This window comes from Streptosporangium sp. NPDC023615, from assembly GCF_040640155.1.
Lineage (GTDB): Bacteria > Actinomycetota > Actinomycetes > Streptosporangiales > Streptosporangiaceae > Streptosporangium.
This window is the reverse complement of record NZ_JBFABE010000001.1, coordinates 110,212-129,346: the sequence shown is the minus strand read 5'-3', so window position 1 is coordinate 129,346 and position 19,135 is coordinate 110,212. Positions and strand designations below refer to the sequence as shown.

The window sequence follows — 19,135 nt, the reverse complement described above, 5'->3', positions numbered from 1 at the left end:
CGACTCACCGCTCACCGCTCACCGCTCACCGCTCACCGCTCACCGCTCACCGCTCACCGCTCACCGGCGGGACGGTGATCCCCCGGCGACCTCGGCCACGAAGCCGCGGACCGCTCGATTGAACGCCTCGGGCTGCTCGACCGCGCTGAGGTGACCGGCCTTCTCGATCACTTCCAGCCGTCCGTCGGGCGCCGCCTCCGCCATGGCGCCCGCGGCCGCGGGCGGGGTGAGCTCGTCCTCCTCCCCCACGACCACCAGGACGGGCACCGCCAGCGCCCGCAACGTGCTGAAGGAGTCCGGGCGGGCCGCCATGGCCCGCTGCGCCCAGGCGGCGGCCACCGGAGGGGCGGCCTGGACCAGCCCCCGTACCCGGCCGGAGACCATCGCCCTGCGCCGCAGCGTGGTCTGCCCGAGCAGGCCGGGCAGCACCCTGTCCACCAGGACGGACGTGCCCTCCCTCAGCACGTCGGCGGCGATCGACTCGCGGCCGGACCTGGCCTCCTCGGGATCGGCGCCCGCCTTGGTGTCGGCGAGGATCACCCCCAGCAGGCGGTCGGGGTGGCGCCGGCACAGGGCCATCGTCACGTAGCCGCCCATGGACAGGCCGCCGACGACCGCCCGGTCGACGCCCTCGTCGTCCAGCAGCCGGACGACGTCGTCGGCCATCACGTCCAGGGAGGGCTCGTCCTCGCCCAGCGCCGAGCCGCCGAAGCCGCGCAGGTCGGGCGTGATGACCTTGCAGGTCTCGGCCAGGCCCTCCCGCTGGGCCAGCCACATCGCGGAGGACAGGGGGAAGGCGTGGAGGAGGACGACCGGGAGTCCCTCGCCCGCCGAGCGTGTGTACAGTCGCACGCCCCCACCGTATGCTCGCGGCCCGCCGCGGGCGAGGACCGCGGAGAAGGTCCGGGTCCGACGGGGGTCACGGAGGGGACCCGGGCCGGACGAGGGTCACGGAGGGGACCCGGGCCGGACGAGGGTCACGGCCCGCCGACCTCGGCGGGCCGGCCGGTGGTCCCGGCGGGCGCGTCGGCGACCTCGGTGGGCAGGGGGTGGGCGGCCGGGTTCACCCGGCGGACGATCTCGTCGAGCACGATCCGCACGTACGGCTCGCCGACCCACAGGTGCTTGGCGTCGTCCACCCCGACGACCTCGGCCTGCGGCACGCGGGCGAAGCGTTCGCGGGCCTCCTGCGGGCGCAGGTAGTCGTCGAACTCGGGCACCAGCGCGACCAGCGGCCGGCCGAACCGCGCCCAGGCGTCGAGGTCGGCGTCACCCGCCCGGCGCAGCGGCGGGGAGAGCAGGATCGCGCCCCGCACCAGCGGGTCGTGCCCCCACCGAAGCGCCAGCTCGGTGCCGAAGGACCAGCCCACCAGCCAGACCCGGGGCAGGTCGTGGAAGTCGGCGTACTCCAGTGCGGCGGCGACGTCCAGCCGCTCGCCCTCGCCCTCGGCGAAGGCGCCCTGGGAGGTGCCCCGCTCCGAGGTGGTGCCGCGGGTGTTGAACCGCAGCACGGCCAGGTCGGCGAGGGCCGGCAGCCGGTTGGCCGCCTTCTTGTAGACGTGGCTGTCCATCATGCCGCCGTGGGTGGGCAGCGGGTGCAGGCAGACCAGCGTGGCCACCGGCGGCCGGTCGGCCGGGAGGGCCAGCTCGCCGACGAGGGTCAGCCCGTCGCCGGTGTGCAGCTCGATCGGTTCCCTGCGCGCGGGCAGCACCGTGGAGGCCCTGATCTCCATCTCTCTCCTCAAGTCGGCGTGGTGGGTCGTTCAGTACCTGCTGCGGCCGGGGCCGTGCCTGAGCCGGTTGCGCCAGCACGCGGTGTGCCAGTGCCTGCGCTCGTCCTCACCGCCGGGCCAGGCCGGCCAGCTCACCACGTGCGGCAGGCGCGCGCCGATCTCCTGGTCGCAGCCGGGGCAGCGGTAGACCTTGTCCGCCGCCCCGCCGGTGAGCCGGCGTACCCGCCACTCGCCGTCGGGCCAGTCCTCGGTACGGTCCAGGCCGGGCACGAACGCGCCCACGGGACGGGCCGTCCCCTTGGCGCCGCGGTCGAAGGGACCGGCGCGACGTGCCCTGCGCGGGCTCACGGCAGGTCTCGGAAGCTCCGCGCCCCGGCCGCGACGAGCTGCTCCAGCAGCGGCGCGGGCGCGAGGAACGGTTCGCGGTACTCGGCGTAGAGGGCGCGCAGCCCGTCGCGGACGGTCTCCAGGCCGAGCGCGTCGAGGGTCTCGAACGGGCCCTGCCGGTAACCGCAGCCGAGCCGCATCGCGACGTCGATGTCCTCGCGGGTGGCGTAGCCGGAGTCGTACATCCGGACGGCGTCGTTGAGGTACGGGTACAGCAGCGCGTCCACCACGAACTCGGCCCGGTCCCGGCACGGCACCGGTACGCGCCCGACGGCGCGGACCAGCCCGTGCACCGCCCGCGCGACCCGGGGGTCGGTCAGCACCGTGGAGGCGACCTCTGCGACGCCCTCGCCCACCAGGTGCAGGCCGACCAGGCGCTCGGGGTACGGCAACCCCGGGGCGAGCTCGACCACCGGGACGCTGGACAGCGCGACGACCGCCTCGGCCTCCTCCACGGGCACGACCGTGAGGCCCTCGGCGGCCAGACGGGCGGCGAAGGCGTCGTTCCCCTCGCCCAGGACCGCGACCCGCTTCAGCGAGGGCTCGTCCGCGGACGGCGCGGCGTCCCCGGCGTTCCTGGCGTTCCCGGAGGACCCGGCGTTCCCGGAGGACCCGGCCGAACCGGCGCGCCCGGCCGGGCCGGCGGCTCCGGAGGGGCCGTGGAAGCCTCCGCCGGCCTTGCGGCCGAGCAGACCCGCGGTGATGAGCTCGCGCAGGATCGGCGCGGGGGCGTGGCGGCGGTCGCGGCTCTCCTGGAACAGCACGCCCAGCACCTCGTAGGAGGTGTCCAGGCCGATCAGGTCCAGCAGGGCGAAGGGCCCCATGGGCAGACCGGCGCCGAGCCTCATCGCGGTGTCGATGTCGTCGCGGGCGGCCACGCCGTTCTCCAGCAGGACGGCGGCGTGGTTGAGGTACGGCAGCAGGAGCCGGTTGACCACGAACCCGGCCCGGTCGCCGACCGTGACCGGGGTCTTGCCGAGCCGCCGCGCGAGGTCGGCCACCTCCTCGGCCAGCCCCTCGTCGGTGACCATCGTGCGGATCACCTCGATGAGCCGCATGACCGGCGCGGGGTTGAAGAAGTGCATGCCGATCACCCGGCCCGGCCGGGTGGTGGTGGCCGCGATCGCGGTGACCGAGAGCGAGGAGGTGTTGGTGGCGAGCACCGCGGACGGCTTGCAGATCCGGTCCAGGTCCGTGAAGATCGCCCGCTTGAAGTCCATGACCTCGGGGACGGCCTCGATCACCAGGTCGGCGTCGGCCAGGTCCTCCAGCGAGGTGGTGAGGGTCACCCTGCCCAGGATCTCCCGGCGGGCGTCCTCGGTCAGCCTGCCCTTGGACAGGGCGCGGCCGGTGGAGTCCTCCAGGTGACCCCGGCCCCGCGCCAGCGCCTCCGGGCCGGCCTCCACGCCGATCACGGAGATCCCGGCGCGGGCGAAACACTCGGCGATCCCGGCGCCCATCGTGCCGAGGCCGACCACACCCACCGTTGCGAAAGTGCTCGTCATCGCTCTCCCCACCCCGCACGCGGAACCCGCTCCGCGTGGCGGACAACCCGTTCCGGCATCGCCACAGTCTCCCAGACAGGGACCGGCTATCCCAAAACCCGGTTCCGGCCAGGGAGCGGCAGATGACTACTTGAACGATAGTTGAGTATGCATTACCGTTTGAGTACATGAGCATAGGAGGAGCCGTGAAGGATGAGCTGACACCCCAGGAGGCACTGCGCCGGATCGGTGAGATCGACCGGCGCGCCCGCCGCCCGGCGCGCGTCGCGGGGCTGATGTACGTGGTCATCGGCCTGGCCACGATCGTGTACTGGCCGGTCATGAACTTCGGCCCCTCCTGGTCCCAGCTGACGGTCGGCCTGACGTGGCTCGCCCTGACCGTCGTCGCCACCTGGTACCTCGGCAACATGAGCGTCGAGGACCGTGAGGTCACCTGGGCCAACAGGTCGACCGGGCCGATCACGGTCACCTACCTCGGCGCCGTCACGGTCGTCTTCCTGGTCGGCCTGTTCCTCGTCCCCGACGATCCCGGGAACGGCTGGAAGGCGACGCTGATCGTGCTGGCGATCGGCGCGAGCCTGCCGCCCTTCTACGCCGCCTGGCGGGTGCTGCGGGCCGCCCGATGAGCGACGCGCGCGGCACGGCCGGCGCCGGCGACACGACCGGCGCGGACGGCGCAAGCGGTACGAACGGCGTGAACGGCACGAACAGCACGAACGGCGCAAGTGGTACGGTCGGCGCGGGTGGCGCGGGGTCACACCCTCGCCACGAGCTCGACGACGTCATCCACGCGCCCGTCCGCCTCTCGGTCATGGCCGCGCTCTCGGTCACCGACAGGGCCGAGTTCCGCTTCCTGCGCGACACGATCGAGGTCAGCGACTCCCTCCTCTCCAAGCACGTCATGACTCTGGAGGAGGCCGGCTACGTCCGCGTGGAGAAGGCCTTCGTGGGTAAGCGCCCACGCACCTGGCTGGCCCTCACGGACGAGGGCCGTCGAGCGTTCCACGACTACGTCTCCGTACTGAGACGTCTCACCGATGGGTCCCCCTGATGATCGAGATTGACGACCTGCACAAACGGTACGGCGACAAGAGCGCCCTGGCCGGAGTGACGTTCTCCGTGAAACCGGGCGAGATGTTCGGTTTCGTCGGCGCGAACGGCGCGGGCAAGACCACCACGATGCGCATCCTGATGGGGCTGCTGACGGCCGACTCGGGCACCGTACGCCGGGACGGCCGGGAGCTGACCTTCCAGGACCGCCGCCGGTTCGGCTACATGCCCGAGGAGCGCGGCCTCTACCAGAAGATGAAGGTCGCCGAGCAGATCGAGTACTTCGGAAGGCTCAGCGGCCTGGGCGCGGGCGAGGCCAGAAAGGCCACCGGCGACCTGCTGGAGCGGCTCTCGCTCACCGAGCGCGCGAACGACGCGGTGGACACGCTCTCGCTGGGCAACCAGCAGCGCGCGCAGCTCGCGGTGGCGCTGGTGCACCGGCCCGAGGCGCTCGTCCTGGACGAGCCGTTCTCCGGCCTGGACCCGCTGGCCGTCGACGCGCTGGCGGGCGTGCTCGCCGAGCGGTGCCGCCAGGGCGTGCCGGTGCTCTTCTCCAGCCACCAGCTCGACCTCGTCGAGCGGCTCTGCGACTCGGTCGGCATCGTCTCCGCCGGCCGCATGGTCGCCACCGGCCCGGTCGAGGACCTGCGCGACCGCGGCGGCCGCGGCCTGCTCAGGGTGGTCGTCAGGGACGCCGTCCCCGGCTGGGCCGCGAGCCTGCCGGGAGAGGTCACCGAGAAGGGCGACGAGGTCCTCGTCGCGGGCGTGGACGGCGACGGCCAGGAGATCCTGCACCTCGCGGTCAAGGCGGGGAGGGTCGAGCACTTCGGCTGGCAGCGGCCCACGCTCACCGAGATCTTCCGCGAGACCGTGGCATGACGCGCCTGACCACCACCCGGACCACCGGGACCACCGGGACCACCGGGACCACCCGGACCACGCCCCGAACCACCCGGACCACGCCCTGGACCACGTCCCGGGCCGCCGTCCGGGCCACGACCAAGACTGCGGGCACCGCTGCGGGCGCGGCCCGCGGGACGAGCACATGCGGGAACACGACGACCGCGGGCCTGACGGCCCCGGACGAGAGGACGGTGCGGCGATGAACGGGCTCTGGCTGGTCGCGCGACGCGAGATCGTCACGCGCGGCCGTACGAAGGCGTTCGTCATCAGCCTGGTGGTGAGCGCGGTGCTGGTGGCGGCGGTCGCGTTCCTGCCCAAGCTCTTCTCCGGGTCCGACTCCTACACCGTGGGACTGGTGGGAGCGCAGTCGCAGGCGCTCCGCCCGGCCCTGACCGGCACCGCCGAGGAGGCGGAGGTCGCCGTCAGGGACCTCGCGGACGAGGCCGCGGCGCGCGGCGCGATCACCGCGGGCGACCTGGACGCCGCCGTGGTGGACGGGCGCAGGATCCTCGCCGACGGCGAGGTCGACCGCGAGCTCGGCCTGCTGCTGGAGAACGCCAACCAGACCGTCCAGGCCCAGAGGCAACTGGCCGACGCGGGCCTGGATCCGGCCAAGGTCACCCGGGCCATGACGGTCGCCCCCCTGGAGCAGGTCTCGGTCGGCGCCGACGCCCGTTACGCCGGCATCCGGACGGGCCTCGCGTCACTGCTGGTCATGGTGCTGTTCTTCCTGCTCATCTACTCCTCCATGTACGTCGCGATGGGGGTGGTGGAGGAGAAGGGCAGCCGGATCGTGGAGATCCTGCTCAGCTCGGTCCGCCCCTGGCAACTGCTCGGCGGCAAGATCGTGGGACTGGGCGCGCTCGCGCTGGCCAACCTCCTCGTGGTCATCGTGGCCGGCCTCGGGGCCGCCGCGGCCACCGGCCTCACGGCCGACCTGCCCCCGGGCATGGTGGGCATCGTGCTCAGCGCGCTGTTCTGGTTCGTCCTCGGCTACGCGTTCTTCGCGGCGATGGCCGCGGCGCTCGGATCGCTGGTCTCCCGGCAGGAGGACGCGAACAGCGTCCTGACGCCGATGACGATGCTCATGATGGTCACCTACCTGGTGGCCTACTACGCGGCGGTCCAGCCGAACGGCTCGGTCGCCCGGATCCTGTCACTGGTGCCGCCGTTCTCCTCGATGGTCATGCCGGTACGGATGGCCGGGGGCGGTGTGGCCACCTGGGAGATCGCCGTCGCGGCGGTCCTGATGCTCCTGGCGACGGCGGGCATGCTCATGCTCGGCGCGCGCATCTACCGCCGCGCGGTCCTGCGCACCGGCGGACGCGTCAAGCTCTCCGAGGCCGTGCGCTGAGGGAGCGGGGAAAGCGGTGCGGCGCCCTGCCGGCCGGACGGATCACGGGGATCCCGGGACCGTCGGGCCGGTAGGGTTCGCTCATGCGTCTGGTCATCGCGCGGTGCAGCGTGGATTACGTCGGAAAGCTCACCGCCCATCTTCCGATGGCACCCCGGCTCATTCTCATCAAGGCCGACAGCAGCGTCTCCATCCACGCGGACGACCGCGCCTTCAAGCCGCTGAACTGGATGAACCCGCCGTGCAGGCTCCGCGAGGAGGAGGGCACCTGGACGGTGACCCACGGCAAGACCGGCGAGCAGCTCGTCCTGACCATGGAGGAGATCCTCCACGACACCAGCCACGAGCTGGGCGTGGACCCGGGCCTGATCAAGGACGGGGTCGAGGCCCACCTGCAGGAGCTGCTGGCCGAGCACATCACCACCCTGGGGGCGGGCTGGACGCTGGTCCGCCGCGAGTACATGACGGCCATCGGACCGGTCGACATCCTCTGCCGCGACCACACGGGCGCCTCCGTCGCGGTGGAGCTCAAGCGCCGCGCCGGCATCGACGCCGTGGAACAGCTCACCCGCTACCTGGAGCTGATGAACCGCGATCCCCTGCTCGCCCCGGTCAGCGGCATCCTGGCCGCGCAGAGCATCGCCCCGCAGGCCAAGACGCTGGCCACCGACCGCGGCATCCGCTGCGTGACCCTCGACTACGACGAGCTGCGCGGCATCGAGCGCAACGACACGCTGTTCTGAGCCGTACCCCGCGACTCCCCCACGCCCGCCCGGCGGCCCTCGCCACGCCCGCACCAGGCGGACGCGACGAGGGCCGACAAGGGCCGACGAGGGCCGACGAGGACCCGGGACCGCGCGTTCCACGCGGACGTGCGAGCGGGGCCCGTGGTCACCAGCCGCCGTAGGGGACCGTGATCACTTCCATGCCGTGCCGGTCCGGGTCGAGGAAGTAGAAACCGCGCCCGCCGTCGTTGTGGTTGATCTCGTTCGGCCGGGACAGGCGGGGATCCGGGTAGTAGGTGACCCGGGCCGCCTTGACCCGCTCGAGGATCTCGTCGAACTCTTCCTCGGTGACCAGGAACGCGTAGTGATGCTCCGTGATCGTCTCCTGGTCGCTGGTCGCGAAGTCCAGGGTGACGCCGTTGGCCGTCTCCACCGGGAGGAACGGGCCCCACTGCCTGCCGACCCTCAACCCGAGGATGTGCGCCAGGAACTCTGCGGAGACCTGCCTGTCCCTGGAGAAGACGATCGTGTGATTGAAATGAACCGCCATGCTGAAATGCCCCCAAAGGCATCCCGGGCACCTCGTGCGCCTCACCCGACCGGTGACGACGTTTGATGCCCACCGGAAGGATATCGCGCCGGCGACGGTGAGGCACGGCCCCGTCCGGCCCGCCCCTTCACGCCCGCCGCCCCCGTCCCGCCTCCGCGCCCGCCGCCCGTGTCCTCCGTTCGGTGGACAACCGGTTCCGTCGAACGTCGGTCCCGCCGGAACCGCGCCGGCGCGAGGCTTGCGACATGGACACAGCGGTGAGAGTGAGGGGCCTGGCCAAGCGCTACGGCGACGTGCGGGCCGTCGCGGACATCGACCTCGACATCCGGGCGGGCGAGGTCTTCGCGATCCTCGGCCCGAACGGGGCCGGGAAGTCGACCGCGGTAGAGATCATGGAGGGGCACCGCACCAGGGACGCCGGAGAGGTCAGCGTCCTGGGCGTCGACCCGGGCAGGCCGACCCGCGCGTGGCGGTCGCGGATCGGCATCGTGCCGCAGACGGCCGAGGACGTCGCCGAGACGACCGTACGGGAGATCGTCCGGCACTTCGCGGGCTACTACCCGCGGGCCAAGGACCCCGACGAGGTCATCGAGCTGGTCGGGCTGACCGAGAAGGCCGGAAGCCGCATCCGGAAGCTCTCCGGTGGCCAGCGGCGCCGGGTGGACGTCGCGCTCGGCGTGATCGGCTCCCCCGAGCTGCTCTTCCTGGACGAGCCGACGACCGGCTTCGACCCGGAGGCCCGCAGGCGGTTCTGGGGGCTGATCGAGGGCCTGGCCCGCGACGGCACCACGATCGTGCTGACGACCCACTACCTGGACGAGGCCGAGGCGCTGGCCGACCGGGTCGCGGTGGTCGCCGCGGGACGCGTCGTCGCCGAGGGCGAGCCCTCGTCCCTGGGCGGCCGGGCCACCGCCAAGGCCGTGGTCGCCTGGTCCGAGGGAGGTGAGCGCCGCTTCCTGGAGACGGACACGCCGACCACGACCGTCCTGGAGCTGACCCACCGCTTCGGCGGCGAGGTTCCCGGGCTGACCGTGACCCGGCCGTCCCTGGAGGACGTCTACCTCGGTCTCATCAGGTCCTCCCCCTGACCACGGGCCCGCACGCCGCCCCTCCGCACACCGAAAGACCCGCATGCCGAAAGACCCGCACACCGGATCCGCACGCCGGCCCCCTACGCCGGCCCCGCACGCCGGACCCGCACCCCACCGACCCCCAGAGGTGTTCCCAGAGATGAACCGGACCCTTGACCGCCCCGCCGCCCCGCCCGCCGAGACGGGCCAGCCCTCCGTCGCCCGTCTGGGACTGTCCCGGGCGGCCCTGGAGACCAGGATGTTCTTCCGCGAGAGGGACGCGGTCGTCTTCACCTTCGCCTTCCCGATCGTCATGCTGGTGCTCTTCGGGTCGATCTTCTCCAGCCAGGTCGAGGGAACGGGCCTGACCGTCTCCCAGCTCTACGTGGCCGGACTGATCGGCACCGCCGCGATGACGGGGTTCCAGAACCTCGGGATCACCATCGCGATGGACCGCGACAACGGCACGCTCAAGCGGCTGGCGGGAACGCCGCTGCCCCGCGCCGCCTACTTCATGGGCAAGGCCCTCACCACCCTGCTCGTCTCCTTCCTCCAGGTCGTCGTCCTCCTGGCCATCGGGGTCGCGCTGTTCGACCTGAGCCTGCCGTCGGAGGCGTCCAGGTGGTTCACCTTCGCCTGGGTGTTCGTGCTCGGCGTGATCGGGTCCTCCCTGCTCGGCGTCGCGATCAGCGGCCTGCCCCGCTCGTCCAAGAGCGCCGCCGCGGTGATCACCGTGCCGTTCACGGTGCTGCAGTTCATCTCCGGGGTCTTCATCCCCGTCTTCACGCTTCCCTCCTGGCTGGTGAACATCGCCTCGCTCTTCCCCCTCAAGTGGATGTGCCAGGGGTTCCGTTCGGTCTTCCTGGGTGACGCCGGCGCCACGCTGGAGATCGCGAACTCCTATGAACTGGACCGGGTCGCCCTGGTTCTGGGAGCGTGGACCGTCGGAGGACTGCTGCTGTGCCTGATGACGTTCCGCTGGAAGAACCGTCGCGACGGATGAGGGACGACCGCCCCGAGCCCCTCCCCCGGGGGGCGGGAGCGCACGCCTGGCGGTCGCTGCGCGCCTGGGAGGCGCTCCTGGTCGTCGGGACGCTGGTGCCCGTCGGGTTCGTCGTGACCTCCGGCGCCCCGCCGCACGAGAAGCTGATCGTGACGGGCTGCCTGCTGGCGATCCTCCCGCTCTACCTGCTGCTCGGCCGCCCGGCGATCGTCTCCCGGGACCGCCCGCGCGAGATCGCCTACATCGTCGCCGTGATCGCGCTCTTCACCCCGGCCGGGCTGCTCTCGCCGAACGCGACGTTCGCCCTGTTCGCGCTCTACCCGCAGTGCTTCATCGTCCTCCGCGCCAGGCCGGCGATCGTCGCCCTGATCGCGCTGAACCTCTCCCCGGTGCTCCGCCACGTCCTGGTGACGCCGAAGCCGTTCGGCTTCCTGCTGGTGATCACCGTCGTCGTCTTCGCCTCCGCCGTCTTCGGCATCTGGATCGAGGAGGTCACCACGCAGAGCGAGGAGCGGGCCATGCTGATCGAGCAGCTGGAGAGCAGCCGGGCCCAGGTGGCCGCGCTCTCGGCCGAGCGCGGGGCCCAGACCGAGCGCGAGCGGCTGGCCGGGGAGATCCACGACACCCTGGCCCAGGGCTTCACCAGCATCATCATGCTGATCCAGGCGGCCGAGGCGCAGGCGGACCCGTCCCGGCACCTGGCACTGGCCGTCCGGACGGCGCGGGAGAACCTCGCCGAGGCCCGGCTGCTGGTCACCACGCTGGCACCGGCCCCGCTGGACGGCTCCACCCTGGACGAGGCGCTGAGGCGGCTGACGGACCGGCTGGGCGAGGAGACGGGGCTGTCCGCCCGCTTCGAGGTGTCGGGCGGGTCCCGGCCGCTGAGCGCGCCGGTCGAGGTGGTCCTCGTCCGCGCCGTCCAGGAGGGGCTCGCCAACGTGCGCAGGCACGCGGAGGCGGAGTCGGTCGTCGTCTCGATCTCCTACGGCGAGGAGGCGGTCCGTCTGGAGGTGCGCGACGACGGCCGCGGCCTCGAACCGGGCGACTCCGGGGGGTACGGCCTGCGCGGCATGCGCAACCGTGTCGAGCAGGTCGGCGGGACCTTCGCGGTGACGGCGCCCGCGGGCGGGGGCACGTCACTCGAGGTGATCGTCCCCACCGGGCGGGCCCACACCGCCGAACAGACCCACACCACCGAACAGGCCGGCACCACCGGCCACGGCGCATGATCGAACAGGCCGGCCCCGCCGGTCCGGCAGGAGAGGCCGACAGATGCTCCACGTGATGATCGTCGACGATCACCCGGTGGTCCGTGAGGGGCTGCGGGGAATGCTGGAGGCCGATCCCGGGATCACCGTGGTGGGCGAGGCCTCGTCCGGGGACGAGGCGGTCGTGCGGTCCGGGGGGCTCCGCCCCGACGTGATCCTGATGGACCTGCGGATGCCCGACGGGGACGGGGTCAGCGCCACCTCCCGCATCCTCGCCGACCGGCCCGAGAGCAGGGTGATCGTGCTGACCACGTACGAGACGGACGCCGACATCGTCCGGGCGGTCGAGGCGGGTGCCGCGGGGTACCTGCTGAAGGACACCTCCCGGGCGGACCTGCTGGCCGCGATCCGCTCCGCGGCGCGCGGGGAGACCGTGCTCTCGCCGTCGGTGGCGACCAGGCTGGTCACCCGGATGCGGGCGCCGGTGGCCGAGTCGCTCTCGCCGCGCGAGACCGAGGTGCTCTCCCTGGTGGCCAGGGGGATGACCAACGCGGAGATCGGCAGGGCCCTGTTCATCAGCGAGACCACCGTCAAGACCCACCTGCTGCGCACCTTCGGCAAGCTCGGCGTCTCCGACCGCACCGCCGCCGTCACCACGGCCCTCGACCGGGGCCTGCTCACCCGCTGACGTCCCCGGCGTCCCTCCCCCGGAGGGGGCGCCGATGTACCTCACGGCGGCGGCGGGTCTATCGTGAGCGCATCGTGCCCGTACGGCCCGCCGCGTCCCGCGGACGGCGCGGGCGTCCCCCTTCGCGTGGACGTCCCCCCGCCGGGAGCGCCGTCCGCGCGGGCATCCGCCACGGCGCAGAGGAGACGACCTTGACCACGGTGACCGGACAGCGCACCTTCGACTCCCTCGATCCCGCCACCGGCGCCGTCGTCGGCACCCACCCGATCCACGACGCCGCCGCGGTGCGCGCCGCCGTGGCCGAGGCCGGGGTCGCCGCGGCCTGGTGGGCCGCGCTCGACCCGGCCGAGCGCAGGCGGCGGCTGCTCGACTACAAGGCGGTCATCACGCGGGACCTGTCCCGGATCGTCGACGTCGTCCACGCCGAGACCGGCAAGCCGAAGGCGGACGCCGTCCTGGAGGTCGTCCTGACCATCACGCACCTGGACTGGGCCGCCAGGAACGCCCACCGGGTGCTCGGGCGGCGGCGGATCTCCCCCGGCCTGGTCGCCGCGAACGTCGCGGCCACCCTGGAGTACCTGCCGCTGGGGGTGGTCGGGGTGATCGGACCGTGGAACTACCCGGTGTTCACCCCGATGGGGTCGATCGCCTACGCCCTGGCGGCCGGGAACGCGGTGGTGTTCAAGCCGAGCGAGCTGACCCCGGGGGTCGGGGTGCTGCTGGCCGCGCTGTGCGCCGAGGCCGTACCGGAGCACCGGATCCTGCGGACCGTCACCGGGCTGGGCGAGACCGGGGCCGCACTGGCCGCCGACGCCGGGGTGAACAAGATCGCCTTCACCGGTTCGACCGCCACCGCCAAGCGGGTGATGGCCGCCTGCGCGGCGAACCTGACGCCGCTGGTCGCCGAGTGCGGCGGCAAGGACGCGCTGATCGTGGACGCCGACGCCGACCTGCCCGCCGCGGCGGACGCGGCGCTGTGGGGCGCGCTCTCCAACGCCGGGCAGACGTGCGTCGGGGTGGAGAGGATCTACGTGGTGGACGCGGTCTACGACGCCTTCATGAAGGAGCTCACCGACCGGGCGGGCCGGGTGCGGGCCGGGCGCGACTACGGGCCGATCACCATGCCCTCCCAGATCGACGTCATCCGGCGGCACATCGACGACGCGGTCGACGCCGGCCGGGCCGTGGTGGGCGGGGCCGGCTCGGTGCGGGCGCCGTTCGTCGACCCGGTGATCGTCGAGGACGTGCCGGAGGACTCCTCGGCGGTCCGCGAGGAGACGTTCGGCCCCACGGTGACGGTGAAGCGGGTCGCCGACGTGGAGGAGGCGCTGGAGAAGACCAACGCCACCGCGTACGGGCTGGCCGGGACCGTCTTCTCGGGGAACACCCGGCGGGCCGTGGAACTCGCCCGCCGGATGCGCGGCGGGATGACCGCCATCAACTCGATCATCTCCTTCGCGTCGATCCCGGCGCTGCCGTTCGGCGGGGTCGGCGACTCGGGATTCGGCCGGATCCACGGCGCGGACGGGCTACGGGAGTTCACCCGCCCCAAGGCCGTCACCCGCCGGCGATTCGCCATGCCCGGAATGAACCTCACCTCGTTCACCCGGGGCGAGAAAGAAGTTGACCGGCTGGTCAGGCTCGTCACCTTCTTGCACGGAAGACGCCGGTAATAAAAAACACCCCTTCCACAGAAAGGATCTTGCGCCCATAATAGTTAATTCTGGGGGCCAGGATCATGAGGTGGAAGTGATAAAGCGAGTATCTGTCAACCTCACACCGACCCGTGGGAGCTTGACGTGAACGGACGATCGTACCGAGGAATGTCACCGGAGGAGCGCCTGACGGAACGTCGGGAACGTCTGATCTCCGCCGCGTATACCCTCTATTCCGATCACGGATTCCCCGAGACGACGATCGAGAGATTATGCGCACGGGCACGCATCTCCAATCGCGCCTTCTACGAGTGCTTCTCGGGGCGTGAGGAATTGATGCAGGCCCTGCACGCCCGGTGTATTCAGGAGACCCTGGAGTCCATGCACAAGGTCATCGACAGGGTCCCCGACACCCTGGCGGACCGGGTCGAGGCAGGGGTGAGCGAGTACATCCGTTTCGTCACCGAGGACAGGCGCCGGGCGCGGATCCTGCACCTGGAGGTGCGCCGGGCGGGCGACTGCCTGGTCACCTCCCGGCAGATGGGAGTGGCGGCCTTCGCCGACGCGATCAAGATGAACCTCGGCGACCTGCCGGAGACCACCAAGGCCAACCGGCACCTCCTGGCGCTGGGCATGATCGGAGCGGTCCAGGAACTGCTCATCGAGTGGGTGCTCGCCGACGACCCCCCGTCGGTCGACAGCCTGATCGACGCCGCCACGCACATCTACCGGCGGTCCTTCGTGACCTGAGCGGGACCCGGGATCCGCCGGAGGGCGCCTCCCGGGAACGCGGCCCGGTCCCGGAACCACGGGGCCGGGTCCCGGCACCACGCCGGGTCCCGGAACGGCCCGGGACGCGGGGCCGGTCAGGCCACCGCCGCCTCCGCCGCCTCCGCGACCTCCGCCGCCGTGAGCTCGACGGTGAGGACCCGGTTGAGGCGGGTCACCGCCAGCACCCGCATGATCCTCGGAGGCACCCCCCTGAGGACGAGGCGGCGTTCCGCGCCCATGGCACGGCGGTGCGTGCCCACCAGCACCCCCAGCCCGGTGGCGTCGATCATCTCCAGCTCGGAGAGATCCACGACCAGGTCACCGTGCCCGGAGTCGACCGCCTCGTGCAGCCGCGGCCGCACTCCGGCGACGGTCCCGGCGTCGAGACGATTCCCGACTCCGACCACCTGAGCCCGGTGATTACCAGGGACGCGCATGCCTCCTCCTCCCGCCTGACCGCGCGGCGGACGCGGCCGGGCACAGCGGCGGTGCGTCTCCTCCGTCAGCTCTCACGCACCGCGTTCACACACTGTCACAGCGTACGAGAGGGGGCGAATCTCCCCGCTCACGAACGCGTCCTTCCGGTGAGCATGAGAGTCCCTTGCCCGAATCAACTGAGAAAACGCGGTTTAAAGCCAACCTTTTTGCTGGGCCGCCCGGATCGCAGTGATCCGGTTGGTCGCGCCCAGTTTGGTGATGGCGCTGGACAGGTAGTTGCGGACGGTGCCCTGGGTGAGGTTGAGCGCGGCGGCGATCTCGGCGACCGAGGCCCCCCGCGCGGCCAGCTCCAGGGAGCCGCGTTCGCGCTCCGTGAGGGGGCTCTCCCCCGCCATCATCGCCGAGGCGGCCATCTCCGGGTCGAGATAGCGCCCGCCCGCGTGGACCCTGCGGATCGCCGTCGCCAGCTCGTCGGCGGAGGCGTCCTTGGGGACGAAGCCGCGCACCCCGGCCGCGAGCGCCCGCCGCAGGTACCCGGGCCGCCCGAAACTGGTCAGCATCAGCACCGCGTGGCCCGGCAGCGTCTCGGCGACGCTCAGCCCGTCCATCCCCGGCATCTCGATGTCCAGCACGATCACGTCGGGCCGGTGCTCCAGCACGGCCGCCGCCACCAGGTCCCCCCTGCCCACCTCGGCGACCACCTCGACGTCGGGCTCCAGGCCCAGCAGGGTGGCGATCGCCTTCCTGACCAGGTGCTCGTCGTCGGCCAGCAGCACCCGGATCACCGTGCCGCCCCGGCCGGACGGCCCGGCGCGGCGGCCGTCATCCCGATCATGACTCTCCCTCCAGCGGGACCGTCGCCCGCAGCCTGAACTCCCCGGGGCAGCCGGGGCCCGCCGTGACGGTCCCCCCGGTGGCGGCGACCCGCTCCGACAGCCCGACGAGGCCGGTACCGCCCCTGCCGTCCAGCCCGTTCACCCCGTCGTTGGTCATCTCCAGCACGACGCCTCCCTCACGGACGACGATCGTGATGCGGCACACCGTGGCGGAGCTGTGGCGCAGCACGTTGGTGGTGCCCTCCCGGACCACCCAGGCCAGCAGGGTGGCCGTCCCCTCGGGCATCGCCTCGGGCGGCGTCTCCAGCGTGCAGCGGATGCCGCTCGCCTCCAGCACCGCGGTCATCGCGCGCAGCTCGGCGGCGAGGTCGACCGTCCGGTAGCCGCGCACCGCCGCGCGGATCTCCTTGAGCGTCTGCCGCGCCAGGACCCGTACCTCGTCCATCTCCTCCGCCGCCCGCGTGGCGTCCGTCCCCGACAGCCTGACGGCCACCTCGCTCTTGACGGCGATCGCCGAGAGGCTGTGCCCGACCAGGTCGTGCAGGTCGCGGGAGAAACGGAGCCGCTCCTCGGTGACGGCCAGCCTGGCCCGCGCCTCCTTGCCCTCCTCCGCCGCCCGCACCATCCGCCAGAACCAGAGCTGGAACCGGTTGGCCCACGGCGCCGCCGCGGCCACCCCGAGGTAGACGCCGAGGGCGGGGAAGACGTCGTCCGGGTGCGGCACCAGGAACACCTCGGCGAGCCCCGGACCGGGATCGACGCGCGGAGGCGCGAGAAACAGGCTGACGGCGGTCGCCACGACGGTGACGGCGACCGTGGCGGACCTGCTCAGCAGCAGCGCCGCACCCGACGCCCAGGCCGGGCCCAGCAGCCCCCACGACCACGGGTGGCCGTCCAGGGTCAGCATCAGGACCACCGCGACCACGGCCGAGGCGACGATCTCGCCTCTCGCGGAGGTGCCCGCCACGGCCGCCCGGACGATCCTCATGTAGAGGACGGTGAAGCCCACCAGGCCCAGCACTGCGGCGGCCACCACCAGGGGAGGCCGGGGTTGCCCGTCGGGGTCCCCCAGCGCGCTGAGGGGGCCCACCCAGGCCAGGACGAGGCCCAGGGTCAGGGAGAACACGGTCATCCGGCGGAGCCGCTGGACGGGCGACCGCTGCTTCCGGGGGAACGCGGAGGGGACGAGGCGCGCCAGGCGCCTCATCCCCTTCTCGCTGACGTCGATCGGCATCTCGTGGTGAACGTTAGCCGTGCCGGGGTTCCCAGCGGAACAACCACCGGGCCAGCAACCCGGCCACCACGATCCACACGAGCAGGATCGCGAAGGAGGGCAGCGCGGCCGCCCACTGCCCGCCCGTGCTCAACGCCTCCCCACCGCCGGCGATGTGGTCCCCGCCCAGGAGGGCGGTACGCGCGATCTCCACGACCGGGGTCGCGGGAAGCAGCGCGGAGACGGTGCTCAGCGCGCCGGGCAGCGCGTCGGAGGGGAACGCGATCGGGGCGCCGACCATGACGAGCAGGAGCACCGGCAGCACCGTGACCTGGGCGAGCTCGGCGTTGGGCGTCAGGCCCGAGAAGGCGGCGGCGAACAGGCAGAACAGCGCGACCCCCAGGACGGCGACGACCACGAGCATCGGCACGTTGGCCACCGTGACCCCCTCGTACCGCCACATCCAGACGGCCAGGAGCGCCAGCTGGGCGAGATAGAGCACGAGCGCCCCCAGGGCGCTGCCGCCGAGGATCGCCGGGCCCGACGGCTGGCCCGCGCGCAGCCGCTTGAGCACCAGTTCCTCGCGCCGGGCGGTGAAGGAGTTCACCAGGTTGATGAAGACCGCGAACACCAGCAGCAACCCCGGCACGCCGGCCAGGACGAAGAGTTTCCCGGTCACGCCGTTGATCTTCTCGGCGCCGACGGCCTGGGTGTACAGCCAGGCCATCAGGATCGGCAGCAGGACCACGTTGAACAGGACCATGGTGTTCCTGCTCACCAGGGCCAGGTCCAGCCTGGCGAGCCTCATCGCGTGCAGCACGTCGGTTCTCACGTCACTCGCCCTCTCTCGCCGTTCCCGCCGTCGCCGGCCCGCCGCCGGGCCCTGCGGCCCTTCCGTCCTCGCCGCCCGTACCGCCCGTGCCGCCCGTGCCGCCCGTGCCGCCCGTGCCGCCCGTGCCGCCCGTGCCGCTCTTCTCCCCGTCCGCCGGTATCTCCCCGGCCACACGCATGAAGGCGTCCTCCAGGGTCCCCCGGCGCACAACCAGCCACCGCAGGGTCTCGCCCCGCGCGTCGGCCCAGGCCAGGAGCTGCCGCACCGCCGCGTGCGCGCGGGCCTCGGCCCCCGCGCCGGTCAGGGTGTACGTGACCTCCGTGTCGCCGCCGTAGGTCAGCACGGGGGCCACGCCGTCCAGCAGGGGAAGATCACCGAAGGCCCGGGAGATGCCGGGCAGGCGGAAGGAGACGCGGTCGCCCGACCCGGCCACCACCTCCTCGACGGTGCCCTGGAGGTGGATCCGGCCCTCGTGCATGATGGCCAGCCGGCTCGCGAGGCGCTCGGCCTCCTCCAGATAGTGGGTGGTGAGCAGCACCGTGGTGCCGCCCGCCCGCAGGTCCTCGATCACCTTCCAGGTGGCGCGGCGCGCCTCGGGGTCCATGCCGGTGGTCGGCTCGTCCAGGAAGAGCACCTCCGGCCGGGAGATCACCGCCAGCACGAGGTCGAGCCTGCGCCGCTGGCCGCCGGAGAGCTGCCGCACCTTGGTCCTGGCCTTCCTGCCCAGCCCCGCCGCCTCCAGGGCGTCCACCGCCCGCCGGTCCGCGCCCCCGCGCCGGCCGAGGAGGGAGAACGCCCCGGAGGGCCCGGCGGGGACGTCCCGGCGGCCCGCGTCCCGGCTCAGCCCCTCCCACAGGCGGACGGTCTCGGCGACCGTGAGGTCACCGAGGAAGCCGCCCTCCTGCAGCATGATCCCCACGCGGGGCCGCAGTTCCCGGCGCTGCCTGACCGGGTCGAGCCCGAGCACGCGGACGACGCCGCCGGTGGGGGTCCTGAAACCCTCCAGGACCTCCACGGTGGTGGTCTTGCCGGCGCCGTTCGTGCCGAGCAGCGCGAACAGCTCGCCCCTCGGGACGCCGAAGGAGACGCCGCGGACCGCCTCGAAGTCGCCGTAGGCCTGCCGGAGCGCGCCGACCTCGATCACGTTCTCGATCATGTCGTCGAGGCCGGCGGCCGCGGCCCCGGCCGGTTCCGTCGCCTGTGGTGTTCTCATG

The 19,135-nt window shown here is 72.6% G+C and carries 21 protein-coding genes and 1 pseudogene; 12 read left to right on the top strand and 10 right to left on the bottom strand.

Going from position 1 to position 19,135, the window contains the following annotated elements; genetic code table 11:
* Positions 1-60 precede the first annotated feature (60 nt).
* From AB0G16_RS00545 to AB0G16_RS00530, 4 genes are all read right to left on the bottom strand, one after another.
* Entirely contained in the window at positions 61-852 is a 792-nt protein-coding gene (locus tag AB0G16_RS00545) for an alpha/beta hydrolase (RefSeq protein ID WP_362796957.1), read from the bottom strand.
* A 125-nt stretch (positions 853-977) separates the two neighbouring features.
* Entirely contained in the window at positions 978-1,733 is a 756-nt protein-coding gene (locus AB0G16_RS00540; protein WP_362796956.1) for an alpha/beta hydrolase, read from the bottom strand.
* A 30-nt stretch (positions 1,734-1,763) separates the two neighbouring features.
* Positions 1,764-2,015, bottom strand: coding sequence for an ATP/GTP-binding protein (locus tag AB0G16_RS00535; RefSeq protein WP_362796955.1), 252 nt, complete (start codon positions 2,013-2,015; stop codon positions 1,764-1,766).
* A 62-nt stretch (positions 2,016-2,077) separates the two neighbouring features.
* Positions 2,078-3,625 carry a 3-hydroxybutyryl-CoA dehydrogenase gene (locus AB0G16_RS00530; RefSeq protein WP_362796954.1) on the bottom strand — a complete coding sequence of 516 codons (1,548 nt, stop codon included), beginning with the start codon at positions 3,623-3,625 and terminating at the stop codon, positions 2,078-2,080.
* 185 nt (positions 3,626-3,810) lie between these two features.
* Here AB0G16_RS00530 and AB0G16_RS00525 point away from each other — a divergent pair, with 185 nt between their 5' ends.
* The 5 genes from AB0G16_RS00525 to nucS all read left to right on the top strand — a co-directional run bounded on the left by AB0G16_RS00525 (position 3,811) and on the right by nucS (position 7,675).
* On the top strand, positions 3,811-4,251 hold the full coding sequence (locus AB0G16_RS00525; RefSeq protein ID WP_362796953.1) for a hypothetical protein: 441 nt from the start codon (positions 3,811-3,813) through the stop codon (positions 4,249-4,251).
* Entirely contained in the window at positions 4,248-4,676 is a 429-nt protein-coding gene (locus AB0G16_RS00520) for a transcriptional regulator (RefSeq protein WP_362796952.1), read from the top strand. Before AB0G16_RS00525 ends, AB0G16_RS00520 begins: the two co-directional genes overlap by 4 nt.
* Positions 4,676-5,554 carry an ATP-binding cassette domain-containing protein gene (locus AB0G16_RS00515; protein ID WP_362796951.1) on the top strand — a complete coding sequence of 293 codons (879 nt, stop codon included), beginning with the start codon at positions 4,676-4,678 and terminating at the stop codon, positions 5,552-5,554. The genes AB0G16_RS00520 and AB0G16_RS00515 overlap by 1 nt, the downstream gene beginning before the upstream one ends.
* Before the next feature lie 223 nt (positions 5,555-5,777).
* The gene (locus AB0G16_RS00510) at positions 5,778-6,932 is read left to right on the top strand and encodes an ABC transporter permease (RefSeq protein WP_362796950.1); all 1,155 of its coding nucleotides are present in this window, start codon (positions 5,778-5,780) and stop codon (positions 6,930-6,932) included.
* Between the two features lie 83 nt (positions 6,933-7,015).
* Positions 7,016-7,675: an endonuclease NucS gene (gene nucS, locus AB0G16_RS00505; protein ID WP_362796949.1), complete on the top strand. Its 660-nt coding sequence runs from the start codon at positions 7,016-7,018 to the stop codon at positions 7,673-7,675.
* A 148-nt stretch (positions 7,676-7,823) separates the two neighbouring features.
* Here nucS and AB0G16_RS00500 read toward each other — a convergent pair whose 3' ends face one another.
* Positions 7,824-8,207, bottom strand: coding sequence for a VOC family protein (locus AB0G16_RS00500; RefSeq protein WP_362796948.1), 384 nt, complete (start codon positions 8,205-8,207; stop codon positions 7,824-7,826).
* 245 nt (positions 8,208-8,452) lie between these two features.
* Here AB0G16_RS00500 and AB0G16_RS00495 point away from each other — a divergent pair, with 245 nt between their 5' ends.
* The 7 genes and pseudogenes from AB0G16_RS00495 to AB0G16_RS00465 all read left to right on the top strand — a co-directional run bounded on the left by AB0G16_RS00495 (position 8,453) and on the right by AB0G16_RS00465 (position 14,581).
* Positions 8,453-9,295 carry an ABC transporter ATP-binding protein gene (locus AB0G16_RS00495; protein WP_362796947.1) on the top strand — a complete coding sequence of 281 codons (843 nt, stop codon included), beginning with the start codon at positions 8,453-8,455 and terminating at the stop codon, positions 9,293-9,295.
* 142 nt (positions 9,296-9,437) lie between these two features.
* Positions 9,438-10,280 (top strand): ABC transporter permease, encoded by an 843-nt coding sequence (locus AB0G16_RS00490; protein ID WP_362796946.1) that lies wholly within the window; start codon positions 9,438-9,440, stop codon positions 10,278-10,280.
* Positions 10,277-11,509 (top strand): sensor histidine kinase, encoded by a 1,233-nt coding sequence (locus tag AB0G16_RS00485; RefSeq protein WP_362796945.1) that lies wholly within the window; start codon positions 10,277-10,279, stop codon positions 11,507-11,509. The genes AB0G16_RS00490 and AB0G16_RS00485 overlap by 4 nt, the downstream gene beginning before the upstream one ends.
* 43 nt (positions 11,510-11,552) lie before the next feature.
* On the top strand, positions 11,553-12,176 hold the full coding sequence (locus tag AB0G16_RS00480; protein ID WP_362796944.1) for a response regulator transcription factor: 624 nt from the start codon (positions 11,553-11,555) through the stop codon (positions 12,174-12,176).
* A gap of 191 nt (positions 12,177-12,367) precedes the next feature.
* Positions 12,368-13,849, top strand: a complete 1,482-nt coding sequence (locus AB0G16_RS00475) for an aldehyde dehydrogenase family protein (protein WP_362796943.1) — start codon at positions 12,368-12,370, stop codon at positions 13,847-13,849.
* Between the two features lie 150 nt (positions 13,850-13,999).
* A pseudogene (locus AB0G16_RS00470) lies at positions 14,000-14,167 on the top strand (helix-turn-helix domain-containing protein); the annotation flags it as partial.
* Positions 14,168-14,581 (top strand): hypothetical protein, encoded by a 414-nt coding sequence (locus AB0G16_RS00465; protein WP_362797147.1) that lies wholly within the window; start codon positions 14,168-14,170, stop codon positions 14,579-14,581.
* 116 nt (positions 14,582-14,697) lie between these two features.
* Here AB0G16_RS00465 and AB0G16_RS00460 read toward each other — a convergent pair whose 3' ends face one another.
* The 5 genes from AB0G16_RS00460 to AB0G16_RS00440 all read right to left on the bottom strand — a co-directional run bounded on the left by AB0G16_RS00460 (position 14,698) and on the right by AB0G16_RS00440 (position 19,134).
* Positions 14,698-15,039 carry an STAS domain-containing protein gene (locus AB0G16_RS00460; RefSeq protein ID WP_362796942.1) on the bottom strand — a complete coding sequence of 114 codons (342 nt, stop codon included), beginning with the start codon at positions 15,037-15,039 and terminating at the stop codon, positions 14,698-14,700.
* Between the two features lie 192 nt (positions 15,040-15,231).
* On the bottom strand, positions 15,232-15,825 hold the full coding sequence (locus AB0G16_RS00455) for a response regulator transcription factor (RefSeq protein ID WP_362796941.1): 594 nt from the start codon (positions 15,823-15,825) through the stop codon (positions 15,232-15,234).
* Positions 15,826-15,871: 46 nt separating this feature from the next.
* Positions 15,872-17,110 carry a sensor histidine kinase gene (locus tag AB0G16_RS00450; RefSeq protein ID WP_362796940.1) on the bottom strand — a complete coding sequence of 413 codons (1,239 nt, stop codon included), beginning with the start codon at positions 17,108-17,110 and terminating at the stop codon, positions 15,872-15,874.
* A 13-nt stretch (positions 17,111-17,123) separates the two neighbouring features.
* The gene (locus AB0G16_RS00445) at positions 17,124-17,921 is read right to left on the bottom strand and encodes an ABC transporter permease (RefSeq protein WP_362796939.1); all 798 of its coding nucleotides are present in this window, start codon (positions 17,919-17,921) and stop codon (positions 17,124-17,126) included.
* 1 nt (position 17,922) lies between these two features.
* Positions 17,923-19,134: an ABC transporter ATP-binding protein gene (locus AB0G16_RS00440; RefSeq protein ID WP_362796938.1), complete on the bottom strand. Its 1,212-nt coding sequence runs from the start codon at positions 19,132-19,134 to the stop codon at positions 17,923-17,925.
* Position 19,135 lies beyond the last annotated feature (1 nt).